Source organism: Flavobacterium sp. T50_26, assembly GCF_057652995.1.
The window spans coordinates 1-14,114 of the sequence record NZ_JBYFCC010000002.1; the positions used below are offsets into that span (position 1 = coordinate 1).

Consider the following 14,114-nt stretch of genomic DNA (forward strand, 5'->3'; position numbering starts at 1 on the left):
ATTTCAAAGTTAATAATTTTTGAAAACACTCTCTTAGTTTTGAATTAAATCAGTCCACTTTATGCTGACGATTTACACCTCCAGAACCTTTTTCCTTTGCGACAAATAAGTAGAATAAAAACTAACAAAATCTTTTTTTAAGAAGGCAATTTGAAGTTCTTCGCCAAAAAACGTGTCTTTTTCAAAATTCCAATATTCATTTAAAAGTGCAAATGCATCCTTTTTATTTCTTTCATAAAATGCTATGTAACGTTGCAACTCACTATGATAATTCCCTTTCCAATTTATTTTAGATTCTTTTGGCATAAATCGTTTTAAGTCATAAGCTAACCAAGTTGCTTCTACTCCTATTTCCTTTGAAAAGAATATATGTTTTCTTCTAAGTAGTTTATCTCTACGATTAAACTCTTTGGTATTTAGATTAATTACGTTTATTTTTTCAACTGTTAATTCAATTTCCTTTACAATATCATTTTTAATTTTATTAATATTCAAAATTGTTTCACTTTCACTACGCTTCATTTTTTTTGGTATATAATTATTAGATAATTCTTTACTAACATTATACTCCTTTAATTCGTTGTAATGGGAAACAATTTTATCGACTATTATATTTTCTATTTCTTCACCTGTTTTATTATTAACCAATAATTCATAGAGAAGTGATGGTAATTCATTCAAACTTAACACAGCTGTTCCATTTCCAGTAGTAATATCTTTGCCAAATATTTCTTTGAGAATATCTGTTTTGGTGGGTTTATTATTGCTCCTCTTTTTATCATTATCAATTTTATTTTTTAAAGCAAGAATCTCTTTTTGAATTTCTTTTGCATTTTCATATTTAAATAAATCAATATAAATTTGGATGTTATTTCCATTAAAGCTAAAACTCGGATTTGGGAAAAGCTCCCATTGAGTATCACTTTTATCCTCTTTAAAGAATTCGCTTTTATTTTTACTTACTGTAGAAAGTTTTTCAAATACATTAAGTTTTTCTTTAATCATTCTATCGCTTTCAATTAAACCACCAGGAATAATTTTTGTTCTATTGTCATGAAGATAGTTACCAACATAAACCTTAAATCTTAATGTTGGAAAATTAGCAAATTCGTCGAGAAATCTTAGTGTAAAATAATTGAATTTATCTTCATACCTTTTCCTGATAACAGGATGAACAACTGTAGATTGCTCTAAACTACCTTTATTCTCAATATTATCTTGTATGTATTCATTTATATCTTCAATGAATTTATCTTGCTCATTTTTAATTAGATTGTTATATATCTCATTAGGAACTTTATTAAGCTCATCGACCATTTGCATTAGTAAGGTTTCTTTTTCAAAAGTATTTTTAACTCTTTGTTTTAAGCCTTTAAAAGTCAAATATGAATACACCCAATGCGTTGCCATATTCCTTAAACTATTGTTTCTTCTATCAATTAAATGTAAATCAGATTCACCATAAATCTTACCCTTAAAGCCAGATAGATTTGCTTTTAATTGCTCATTCTCCTTTTTATTTAAAAACATAGATAATAAAAAAACTAATCCTGAATTTGATAAATCAATAATAGTTTCAAAACTATTATTATTTCTATTAATGAATTTTGATTTGTTATAATCTGAAAGAATAATTGAACCGTCTTCATTTTTAATTATAAAATTTGAAAATGCATTATTATATATTGCTCCTTCAATATTTTCAGAAATGTTCCAAGTCTTAATACCTTTTTCCTTTTGGTACTTTTTCTCTAACTCAATTAATATTTCTAACTCACTTTTTAATCTTTTCTTTAAAGTTTGTTTAGTTTTATCTTGTTTCATTTTATTTTTTTTAACCTCAATACTCACTTTTAAAAGTGTTGTGTCTAAAAACGTAAATAAGCTTTCATTAAAAACTAATTTTGGATGATGATAATGTGTATAGAAGTTTCTTAAATCATTTATAGATTTAATTAAAAGTGTAAAATTTTGACGAAAGTAATCTCGCTTTGCTTTTTCTTTATTTTCAATTGAAATTTCTTCAAACTGTTTGTCAGTTATCGGTAAGTCTAAGAATTCAATTACTGGTAAATATTCTTGTAGTATTTTAATTCCTCGTTCCCAATCGGTATAGGACAATTTACTTTTAGAAAAATAATTATTCAATACTTCAATTTCACTTTTAGCTGCGGGTAAATGTAGTCTTGTTCTAAATTCTTCAACAATTAATTCAATATTATTTAGAGCCAAATTTAAAAATCCCCCAAAATAATGCTTATCATCAATTACCTGATGATTGTAATATATTTTTTTTGCTTCGTGTGTATTGTTAGAAATTTCCATCTTATAATATTTTTAATTAATCTAAATTATGAACTCGTTCCACGTAATAACTCCAAAATACTTTTTCCATCAATTTTTCCCTTAACCAATTTGCGGTTGGTATCAAAATTAATGTGATGGTAAGAGTAATCAAAAACATAAAAAACGATTTCATTATTAAATCATTTTCCATTTTATTGAAAAATGTAACAATGCATATTATAAATGAAAAAGGAATCAAGAACAAACCAATAGTAAACATATTTCTAAACCAGAAATACATACTTTGAAAGTTTTTGGCTGGTGTAATTTTATCATTCACTTCAAGATACAAGTAAGCAAAATCAAATAGATAATTAGCTACCTCATTACTTTCAGGCACTTTTTCATTATGCTGTTGAGTTTTCAAATAATCCTCATTCAAAAAAGGAATTACCTTCTTAATAAAATCATTGTCTGAAGTAATCTCTTGTGGTGATTTAAAAATTAACTTTTTATACCACTTCAATCGAGAGGTTTTTAAAAATCGAAAAGTAACAATATGAACAATAACTCCCAAAAATAAAGAAAGACAAAAAAGCAAAATACTTTCTTCTAAATTACTGCCTTTACTTAATAAATCCCCATTTTTAAAAATGACTGAATTATAAAATTCAAAAACATTAATTAAAATAAATCCAGGTATCACGAAGGATAAAATTTCATAAAGTGATAGTTTGTCCATAAGTTTTAATAATTTAAGATATTTTTTAATAAAAAGATAAATTTAACAAAAAACCAACCACAAAACCAATGTAATATATTGACTTTGCGGTTGATTTATTAACATTTTTTTTGAGGGGCTGAGGTACTAAGGTTCTGAGGTTACGTTCATTCAAAAAAACTGCTTTGCAAGAAAAACATTCTCACCAAATACCAAGAAACCTGAAACCTGAAACCTGAAACTTGAAACCCGCAACCCGCAACCTTCAACTAATCCTCCCTACTCCCATCATCCGCCATCCTTACCAACTTCGGTGTAAATTTCGCCACTACATCCACCAATTCCTGTTGGGCAGCCATCACTTGATGAATGTCTTTGTAGGCCATTGGGGCTTCGTCTAGTCCGGCTCCAATTAAGGTAACGCCGTGGTCTTTCAAGATGGTTTGCATAGCGTTTTTGGTAATGGTTTTTTCGGCTTGGGTTCGGCTCATTTGTCGTCCCGCTCCGTGTGAGGCAGAATTAATCGCTTGCTCCTCGCCTTTTCCGCGTACCAAAAATCCGGGTGCAGTCATACTGCCGGGAATAATTCCCATCACGCCTTTTCCGGCTGGTGTAGCTCCTTTTCGGTGCACGATAACTTCTTCGCCGTTCCAAACTTCTTTCCAAGCAAAATTGTGGTGGTTTTCCACTTTTGCCAAAACGGTTGCTCCCAAGGCGTTGGCCATTTTGTCGTGAATCACTTCGTGACAAGCCGACGCATAATCACCGGCTAAGTTCATCGCCAACCAATATTCTTGTCCCAATTGCGAGTTTAAATCCAAATAGGCTAAGTTTTTGGCTACTTCGGGTAACTTGCAAACGTCTTTGGCCAGTTTGGTATAATGTCCCGCAATCGTAGCTCCAAAACCTCTGGAACCGGAATGGGTTAACAACGCCACATACGTTCCTTTCGGGATGTTTAGCACCGCATCGTCTTGAGCAAATTCTAAAATACCGAATTCCACAAAGTGATTTCCACCACCCGACGAACCCAATTGCGACCACGCTTTGTCTTTCAGGTTTTTGATAAACGGGTTGGTGTCAAAGTCTTTGCTTTCCAACACGGCATGATCGGTTTTATACTGACCGTGAAAACCGTGACCGGCTCCAAATTTAGTATGAGCAATTAGTTCACGTTTGAATTTATCTTCGTTTTCAAAATAGAAATCTGCTGCAATATCATACACAGACAACGCCATTCTGCAGCCAATATCCACACCCACCCCATACGGAATAATGGCATTGTTGGTGGCCAAAACTCCGCCAATCGGCAAACCATATCCTTGGTGAGCATCTGGCATCAACGCTCCGGCAACGGTAACGGGCAACTGCATGGCAATTTCCATTTGTTTGATGGCACCTTGTTCAATATGGTCGGAACCGTAAGCAACATACGATTTGGTTTCCGGATTTAACTGAATAAAATCTTCCGACTTTTCATTGCTTTTTTCGATAATGGCGGTGGCTAATTTGCCAAAGACATTGTCATCCAAATAGTTTTCCGGTTGGGCTAAAACAGCGGTATAATGCGATAACATTTCTGCTTTAGTATAGCCGTTTCTCTTTTTATTAATTCGCAAAGCAATGCCTAAAACAGTTCCTTGCTCGTAGCCTAAGGCTAATAAATCGTTTCCGTTGATGGGTGTGTTCATGTTTTCTATCCTTTTGTGAACCCGACTGAAATCCGCTGTTTCAGCCGGGTTAGTTTGCTGTTACAAATAGTTGTTTTATGGTACGCAATTATTTTGCGTAGTGATTTTCTTTGTGACCTTGGTGAGATTCGAACTCACAATCCTTCTCAGGCATTACGGCTGTAAATACGCTTCCCTACTGATCGTTAGAATTTCGGTGCATCTGTAAACTCTACCCATTAGTCCGCACAGGTCTAACCGGAATATCCGTAAACACTATGGTAAGTCAATTTTGCCATAGGCTTTTCCTTTTAAGCTACAAGGCCTTTTGATTTAAAAAAAGAGGTAATAGTTTAGATTGGTTTGTTTTTCATTTGGACGAAGGAACCATTCTTGACGACACTCTTTGTGCTAAGAGCAACAGTTTGATAAGTGATACATTTAGGATTCGAACCTAACTAAATCTGCCAACGAAGGAACACTTGTCAACGGCATCTTAATTTTTTAAAAAAACAATCTCTCACAAGGTTTTTATTTCAATGAACAAAAAACACTTGTGCAAGACATTTTCTGTGTGTTATAAAAAGAAGTAAAATTCGATAAGCGAGACGGGGCATGTCATTGCCAGAGTCGAACTGGATAGCCTTGCTGGTTTTACAACTTCGCTATTCCTCCCCAAATTGAGACGAAGTAACGCTTATCTACGACATTCTTTTTTATTTTTAAAACAAGGTAAAAAGCAATAAGTGACATTACGTGCTCTACCACTGAGCTACTCTCCCATTTTCATTTTTAACTAGTGGAAGAGACGGGACTCGAACCCGCGACACCGTCGTTAAAAGCGAAGTAACACTTATCTACGACACTTGTTTTGTTTTGTTTTTTCAATGAACTTATTTTCTTTTGCAAATTTTCAATAACTACTGCGTAATTATTTTACGCAGTAGATTTATTTACAATTCAATTCTGTTGATGTAGTGTATTGCACTGCTTTTATCTTCCAACGCATGCAATACATCAAACACTTTATCAGACCAACCGGCTATCAAATAAACATCGTTTTTTTCAATAGAAATTGGTGCTTGACCATAACCTGCCAAGTCAAACAAATATAGTTTTGCTTGGGGAGCTATTGCTTTATAGCGGTTCCATGAGTTAGCAAAAGAATGATTGGTTTGATTACTATTCCATAGTTGAACATCAGTAAACAACATCACTTTATCAACCCGTTCATTTTGTCTAATCAAATCTTCTATGACCAAATAACCGTTTGTTGAATAACCAACTTCACCTTCACGTCGGTAATACTCGTTCACATTACTCAATACGCTTCGTTTTGGCATATTGATTTTTTTCCAAGTATCACCAAACATACCACTAACTACATTTTTACACTGACTTTGCATTAACATACCCAGCATTAAACCAATGTCATACAATAAAATTTTGCTTTTCGGTGAAATGGGTTGTTGCATCGAACCCGAGACATCACAAGCTATAACTACCGAAGTATGAATATCAAAACCTTTAATATTAGAAGCACTTATCATAACCGCACGTTCCAAAGCATCTAAAACCAAAGAAGTGTATTTCGAATTTACTGCTTTCAACTCACGGTAGGCAGCCAAAAATCGGAAAGGCAATTGTTTTGAATGCATGACCGCATTTTCATTAGTTAAATAGTGGCTTACTTTTTCAATATGTGAACCCGAAACATTAGCTTCTAAAATATTTCGTAAGTTTCGCATCAAAGCCATGTAACCTATCTTATTACTATCAATTAATTCCTCCCATTTTTGGGTAAATGCTCTTTGCTTTTCAGCCTCATTAGCATACTTTACCTGACCCAATTGCGATAATTCGGTTTCCCAAGTGTAGGGAATTTGTAACGAATCATTCACGATTTTATCAAATAGGGCTTGCTGGTCTTGGTCTTTTGCTTTTGGGTGTACCAAAAACAAAGCATCTTTTAACGTTACAACGCCACTACGGTTGTATTTTGCGAATTGGTATTCGTCAAATTTATTAAACGAAAGAGCTAAACCTTTTTGAACTTGCTTAGATAAACGGTTTAATTTTTTTACGCCATTTCGTTCATTTGCCAATTGGTAGTAAGCCAATAATTCGGTTATTTCATCAGCACGTTGGATAACGTTGGTAATCATTTTACTTATCAAGGCATCACCCGAATAAATTTTAGCCAATTCAACCACCAAAACCAAAGGTATAGAACGCAAATGCATCGTGTTACGAGCATAAACCGCTAATTTTGCTACAAATTCCGGATTTGATTTTTTAACTAGCTTTTTAATTCTATCCAAACGAGTGGTGTCTTTTTCATAAAAGGAAGTACTCAAACTTGTTGTTACCACAGCCGCATACAATTCATATTCCGGTGTTAATGGAAAAGCCAACGCATTTTCGTAATTAACAATCGTTTTTTTCTGTTTTGCTAAAAAATTGAATTTCATCGTTTCTCGTTTTAAAAATTAAACTATTATTGGTTGATTGCTTTCAACGATACAAAGATTTTAAAAGTAGTACGCAATTATTTTGCGTAGTAAAATATTTTCTCTAAATAAACCAAAAAATTCTATATTTACCTCTTAACTTATCGCTTTTTAAAGATGAATTTTACACCGGATATTTTTCAAGCCTTTCAAACCAAATTAAAAGTAGGAAACCGCAGAACCATTCACTTGAATGCTATTCCCGGAAATTCGAGGTATAAATTCGATTTGGCACGTTTGGCTACCATTCACAAAAGCTTACCGGAACATTTTATATTGGATTTGCTGACATTGCGGAATGTGAATTTCAAATTTTCCATTCATGACAAACCCCAAAAAGCTCAAGAAGCTCCACCAAAAAACGACAGTATTTATTTGAATGACTATGAAGATTTTGAGCCCAAACCGAAAATAAAAGAAAAAACAACCGACCTGAGTAAAGAAGAAGCCGAACGGTTGATTGATTTACAAAAATTGGCTTCAGGATTAGAAAATCTGATTTTTCAAAATGAAGTAATTCAGTCCGAAAAAGGTTTGAATTCGTTAGGATTTGGTTTTCCCCTGTTGATTCGACGAGATATGCACGACGGACAAATTTCGGTGGCTCCTATTTTGATTTGGTCTGTTAAAATCAAACCTTCACCGGAAATGAATACGTGGGAAGTGAGCCGCACCGAAGAAGATCCAATCTATTTAAATGAAGTATTAATCAATCATTTGCAAACCGATTCGGGTGTTTTTTTAGAACCCATTCCGGCTGAAATGTTGGAAGATGGCAAAATTGACAAACCGGAATTGCAAGCCATTTGTCAATCGATTTTACAGCAATTGCATGTAGATCAAAACCTTGATTTTATTTTGAATAATTATGAAGCCATTTTACCCATTAAAAACAAAGCGACTTACGAAAAACTTTTACCCAAAAAAGGTGATGCAGTTATTGAAAAATGCGGACTCTTTTCGTTGTTTGAAGTGCAAAAGCAAAACATCATCAATGATTATGGCGATTTAATTGCGAACTTTAAAGCCGAGGAAAAAGCAATAACGGAAAAAGCATTTCAATCAATCACAGCCATTGAAACTGACCCGTCACAACAAGGCATTTTGGAATCGCTGAAATCAAACTCCAAAATAGTTATTCAAGGTCCACCCGGAACAGGAAAAAGTCAAACTTTAACGGCTTTGCTAATCAATGCTTTGGAAAACAAGCAAAAAACCATTGTCGTTTGTGAAAAACAGACCGCTTTGGAAGTCTTGCAAACCGCTATGCAAAACCACAAGTTAGACAAGTATTGTGTGATGATTAAAGACAGTGTTTCCGACCGGAAAAATGTGGTGGATGCAGTTCGAAATGTGGTGGACAACACCAAATTTAAAGAAGCCACACAAGTGTATCCACAAAGTGTTTTGCAAGAACAATTGGATAGTATTCATTTATCTAAAAATGAAATTAATGCTGTACATCACAAGTTAAATGAACAACTTATTAATAATCAAAGCTGGTCGGAAATCATTGGGCAATTGTTGGATAGTTTGACGTTAAAAGAAGACATCAACCTACAAGCCTTGCCATTTGCCTTTGATTCGGAAGAATGGATTCGGCTCACCGACATGATTGAACAAGGGCAACCGCTGTATGATAAATTTAAACCGTATAGCGAAAAACTGTTTTACAATGCTACTAAAATTACCGAAACCGATTTGTTTACAAGTCAACTTCGTTTAAACGAATCGTTTCAACAGTATCAAACAGACTGGCAGGAAATTAATCAAATCATTAAAAATTACGAAGCTTTTTATTATACCAAACGAAAAGAAGAATTTACACTTCAACTGGAAGAACTACAAAAAAGCCGAAACGAAATGTTTGTGCTAACTGCCACGTTGAGTGAACAAAGCGATGAGTTCAATCATACAAAAACTAACGGTTTTTTCTATAAAATTTCCTCATGGTTTTCTTCGTCCAAAAAAACGGTGTTGCAACATCAGGAAACGTTGCGGGAATTGGGTAAGAAAATCAAAACCATCAGTTTGCATCAAAATTTTTATCCGATAGAAATCACTGCTAATTTGTGGCAAAATCTAGTGGAATGTAAAAAGTATGAAGAAAAAATTGAACTCGCGAAGCAAACGTTTTCCGAAAAAATGGAAAATGATTTTAAACAAACTGACTTATTAAACTTTTTTGAACGCAATTATCAAAATGCCGATTTGGATCAAATTGTTTTAAAAACAAAAAAACTAAAACGATTGCTTCAGGATGATAATTGGTTGCATCAATTGGATTTGGGAACAACTTTTCCGCAGTGTAAAGAAGTAATAAATGCTGTTTTAAGTCAACACGAAACCTATAAAATGCATCCGGACAATCCGTTTTTGGTGACATATAATTGGCATGCATTTCATCAATCGTTAACTAATTTTCAAAAACAAATTCTTACGCATCTTTATCCGGTAAAGTATTGGAAAGACTCGTTTTTGTTTGCTTATTTGAATTTTTTGCTGAAAAACAATTCGAACAACGCACTGAATTTCAGTGAAGAACATTACAATTCGATGGCAAAAAAATTGGTTTACTTTTCCGGTACGCAAAAAAACTTTATCGAAAGTTATTGGAAAAATGAACAATTGAAAGCAGCTATTCATTTTGAAAAAGTAAACAAAGAAATTACAGTGGCAAATTTGTATAACAAACGTAAAAGTGTAAAATTTAATCGGCTTACGTTACGACAAATTGTGAATATGGATACCGATTTGTTTACTGCCTTTTTTCCGGTTTTATTTACAACTCCCGATGTGTGTTGCAATTTATTTCAAGGGAAAAATTTCTATTTTGATAATGTGGTGTTTGACGAAGCCAGTCAGCTCAAATTAGAAGACAATTTACCGGCATTATTGAAAGGAAAAAACATCATTATTGCCGGTGATGAACACCAAATGCCGCCGTCCAATTACTTTAGTAAAGTGTTTGACGGTTCGTTTGAAGATGAAGATGATTTGGAGGAAGAAACCATTATCACTCAAAAAAATGCTTTATTAAACATTGAATCTTTGTTGGATTTTGCGTTGGAATATAAATTTGATAAAAACCATTTAGATTTTCATTACCGTTCCAGACATCCGTATTTGATTGACTTTTCCAATCATGCTTTTTATGATGCTCGATTGAAACCATTACCCGCTTTAAACAATCAAAAACCAATTGAATTTTTTGAAGTGAACGGCACTTTTCATGAACACATTAACGAAGAAGAAGCGGATAAAATCTTAGAAATTTTAGAAGAAATTCAACCAAATGCTGCCGGAAAATATCCTTCGGTTGGAATTGCAACATTTAATATAACACAACGAAATTACATCAAACGAAAAATTGCTTACAAACAAAGTTTGGACGAAAACAGTGATTTCAGAGAAAAAATTATGCAATTAGAAGCGGCAGGATTGTTTATTAAAAACTTAGAAAACATTCAAGGTGATGAGCGGGATATTATCATTATTTCAACTACTTATGGTAGAAAAAAAGACGGAAAATTTATTCAAAGTTTTGGCCCAATTAACCATTCTAAAGGGTATAAATTACTGAATGTGATTGTGACTAGAGCGAAAGAAAAAATTTATATATGTAATTCCATTCCAACTGAAAATTACAGTAACTACAAAGAGGTTTTAAAGCAAGAAGGAAGCAACAATCGTCGTGCTGTTTTTTATGCTTATTTAGCCTATTGCAAAGCTGTTAGCGATGAAAATGAAAACAAAAGAAAAGAAATTTTACACGATTTAGATCAATTTAGTAATAAACAAACTGTTTCTGAAAATGACTTAAAAAATAAGTTCAAAGAACAAGTGTACAAACAATTAAAAAACGGTATGACTGATGCTGAAATTCTGATTAATCATCCGTTTGGAGGATATAATTTAGATATGCTTATTAAAACCAACAACGGAAAAAACATAGCTGTAGAATGTTTAAGCAAAGAAGAATATAGGGGCGAATTGGCTTATTTAGAAGACATTCACAAAGAAAAAATTCTCAAAAAAGCCGGTTTTGATTACCAACGGATATGGAGTCAACATTGGTGGCAAAACCCCGAAAGAGAAACCTTGAAATGGAAGGAAAAAGTAATGAATAAGTAAGGATGGATTTAGAAAAAACATATACTGAACTACTTCAAAAGATTGGCTTTTCTATCACTGAAAATGGAATGCATTGGAAAGATTTGGAAAAAGTATATTCCAAAAAATCAAGACATTATCACAACTTAGTTCATTTGGAAGAAATGATTGCGTTGTATGAAACGTATAAATCAGAACTGCAATTTCCAAATGAAGTGCTGTATACAATATTCTACCATGATTATGTGTACAAAGTCACTAAAAAGGATAACGAACAAAAAAGTGCAGAATATGCTTTATCAATTTTACCTCTAAATGCAACACTAAACAAACATGTAGTGTATGAAATGATTTGTGCCACACAACTGCACCAACACAACGAATCAGAGGACACCAATTGGTTAATCGATTTTGATTTAAAAATACTTTCAAAAGATTGGAAAGACTACAAAAAGTATTGTGAACAAATTCGAAAAGAATACAAAATCTACCCCGACTTCCTATACAAACCCGGACGAAAAAAAGCATTACACCATTTCCTAGAAAACGATTTCATCTACCAAACCCCGGAATTCAGAACTAAATACGAACAAACCGCCAAGCAAAATATCCAACACGAAATCAAAATTCTCAGCGGCTCAGCATCTCACTAACTCAGCAACTCAGCACCTCTTAAACTTTTAACCTTTTAACCTTTTAACCTTTTAACCTTTTAACCTCAGAACCTCAAAAAAATGTCTCAAAACAAAAACGCCCTCATCCGCTACAAAACCATCGATAAATGTTTGCAAAACACCTATCGTCAATGGACGTTAGACGATTTGATAAACGCGTGTAGCGATGCGTTATATGAGTATGAAGGAAAAGAAAATCCGGTGAGCAAACGTACTATTCAACTAGATATTCAAATGATGCGAAGTGAAAAATTGGGGTATAATGCTCCGATTGAAGTGTATGATAAAAAATATTACCATTACGCAGAAGAAGGCTTCACAATTACCGATATTCCGTTAACCGAAACGGATATTAATGTGTTAACTGAAACGGTATCGATGTTGAAACAATTCAAAGATTTTTCACTTTTTAACGATGTCTCGGATATCGTTCAGCGATTGGAGGATAAAATCTATGCTGAAAAATCACATACACAACCGGTCATTCATTTAGACAAAAACGAAAGCTTGAAAGGGTTACATTTTCTGGATGAAATTTATCAAGCCATTGTAAAAAAAATAGTCTTGGTAATTACCTACAAGTCCTTTAAATCCAGAGACGAAAATCAATTTCCTTTTCATCCGTTTATTTTAAAAGAATTCAATAACCGCTGGTTTGTAGTCGGAAAAAAAAGACCAAATCAGCCCATTTCAAATTTGGCGTTAGACCGAATCATCAAGATTGATTACGACTTTCAAATGCCGTTTTTAGACTATCATTTTGATGTTGAGAAATACTATAAAAATGTAATCGGAGTTACGGTAAATGAAGGCTTGCAACCGAGAGTAATTCAACTATGGATTGACCGAATTAATGCACCATACGTGATTACAAAACCACTTCACCACTCGCAACGCATCTTGCAACAAAATGAAGACGGAAGCATAATCGTTAACCTCTTTCTAATTGAAAACTATGAAATGGAAAGGCTACTCCTAGGCTTTGGCGACGGAATTGAAATCCTAAAACCTGAAAACTTACGCAATCGTATCAAGGCTATTTTGGGAAGAGCATTAAATAAATACTCAGAAAAAAATGATGAAATTAAAAAATAAAGTAATCAAACACATTAGCCATCCGCGAAATTAAAAATGAGATAAAATAATAGAATCTTTTTATAAGCAATAAAAAGTATTAATCTACCACTTTAAACTCAAACCAGTCTGAGACAAACTGTATAGCTAAATCAGCTCGGGGCAACTACGAGTCACCGTAATCGTATCCCCCTATCCCAAGTATGGATAGTGTATGAGTAATGTATGAAAAACATTATGTCAAATAGAGTAAATTCAAAAATTTGTAACAGTAAAAAAGAATTGGAAGCTATTAAAACTTAATCTCCAATTTCTCCGAAACCACTTTTTCATTTTCTTGGTATTCAAAAAACCAACTACCATCTTTTAAAGTAACAACACCGTTTTGGTTTCCTTTTTGAGCTAAGAACATCGTTGGACTGTCTGTTTTGAATAATTTATAAACCACTTTTGGAGTTGAATCAACTAATTGAAAACCATTTGAAGTAGGTTGAGCAAATAACAATTTTGAATAATCTGTTGTTTCAGAAACCGGTGCAGGCAAACTTGCTTTTGGTTTTTCCGGTGAAATAGTTGATTTAGGCAAGGTTACTTCTGCAATTGGTTCAGTTGTAATCACTTTAGTACCATTGTACTTATAATTCAATTTGAATAATGACTGAAAAGCATCGTCTAAAGCCTTAGGATAGGCATTTTTAAATTCCTTTTCTTTAGTTTTTCCAACTTCACTTTGGTAAATTATTTTTCCGTAACAATCTTTAAAGGTCACAAATACTCTTGTCCATAGTAAATTATTATCCTTAACAACATCTGCCGTCAAAATAGTGCATCTTTCTTTCGTTACTTCTTTTGGAATTTCAGAATTTTCATAAAAAGCAATGAAACCCATTTTCTCTAAATTAAATTTTGCAATTGTATTTAATCGATACTGATTTTCAGTATCAAAATCGTTAAATTTAGTAGGAACAATTACGTATTGATAATCATTCAAATTTTGAGAAAAAAGCTGAATTGAACTTAACAATAAAATTATAAAAAGTGATTTTTTCATCGTAAAAATAAATAA

General features: G+C 33.1%; 8 protein-coding genes. 3 read left to right on the forward strand and 5 right to left on the reverse strand.

Annotated elements, in window-relative coordinates:
- Positions 1-72: 72 nt before the first annotated feature.
- From cas13b to AC23MC_RS01215, 4 genes are all read right to left on the reverse strand, one after another.
- The gene (gene cas13b / locus AC23MC_RS01200) at positions 73-2,325 is read right to left on the reverse strand and encodes a type VI-B CRISPR-associated RNA-guided ribonuclease Cas13b (RefSeq protein ID WP_487566603.1); all 2,253 of its coding nucleotides are present in this window, start codon (positions 2,323-2,325) and stop codon (positions 73-75) included.
- A gap of 16 nt (positions 2,326-2,341) precedes the next feature.
- Positions 2,342-3,028, reverse strand: a complete 687-nt coding sequence (gene csx27, locus AC23MC_RS01205; RefSeq protein ID WP_487566604.1) for a type VI-B CRISPR accessory protein Csx27 — start codon at positions 3,026-3,028, stop codon at positions 2,342-2,344.
- A 248-nt stretch (positions 3,029-3,276) separates the two neighbouring features.
- A complete protein-coding gene (locus AC23MC_RS01210; RefSeq protein ID WP_487566605.1) occupies positions 3,277-4,698 on the reverse strand; it encodes an RtcB family protein in 1,422 nt (473 codons plus the stop codon).
- A 932-nt stretch (positions 4,699-5,630) separates the two neighbouring features.
- Entirely contained in the window at positions 5,631-7,148 is a 1,518-nt protein-coding gene (locus AC23MC_RS01215; RefSeq protein ID WP_487566606.1) for a TROVE domain-containing protein, read from the reverse strand.
- Positions 7,149-7,304: 156 nt separating this feature from the next.
- On the opposite strand from AC23MC_RS01215, the gene AC23MC_RS01220 reads away from it, so the two are divergent.
- The 3 genes from AC23MC_RS01220 (at position 7,305) to AC23MC_RS01230 (ending at position 13,069) form a co-directional block, all read left to right on the forward strand.
- Positions 7,305-11,321: an AAA domain-containing protein gene (locus AC23MC_RS01220; protein WP_487566607.1), complete on the forward strand. Its 4,017-nt coding sequence runs from the start codon at positions 7,305-7,307 to the stop codon at positions 11,319-11,321.
- A gap of 2 nt (positions 11,322-11,323) precedes the next feature.
- Positions 11,324-11,953 (forward strand): HD domain-containing protein, encoded by a 630-nt coding sequence (locus AC23MC_RS01225; RefSeq protein WP_487566608.1) that lies wholly within the window; start codon positions 11,324-11,326, stop codon positions 11,951-11,953.
- A gap of 81 nt (positions 11,954-12,034) precedes the next feature.
- Positions 12,035-13,069 (forward strand): helix-turn-helix transcriptional regulator, encoded by a 1,035-nt coding sequence (locus AC23MC_RS01230; RefSeq protein WP_487566609.1) that lies wholly within the window; start codon positions 12,035-12,037, stop codon positions 13,067-13,069.
- Positions 13,070-13,340: 271 nt separating this feature from the next.
- Here the strand turns inward: AC23MC_RS01230 and AC23MC_RS01235 are convergent, their stop codons facing one another.
- Positions 13,341-14,099 (reverse strand): hypothetical protein, encoded by a 759-nt coding sequence (locus AC23MC_RS01235; protein ID WP_487566610.1) that lies wholly within the window; start codon positions 14,097-14,099, stop codon positions 13,341-13,343.
- Between the last annotated feature and the right edge of the window lie 15 nt (positions 14,100-14,114).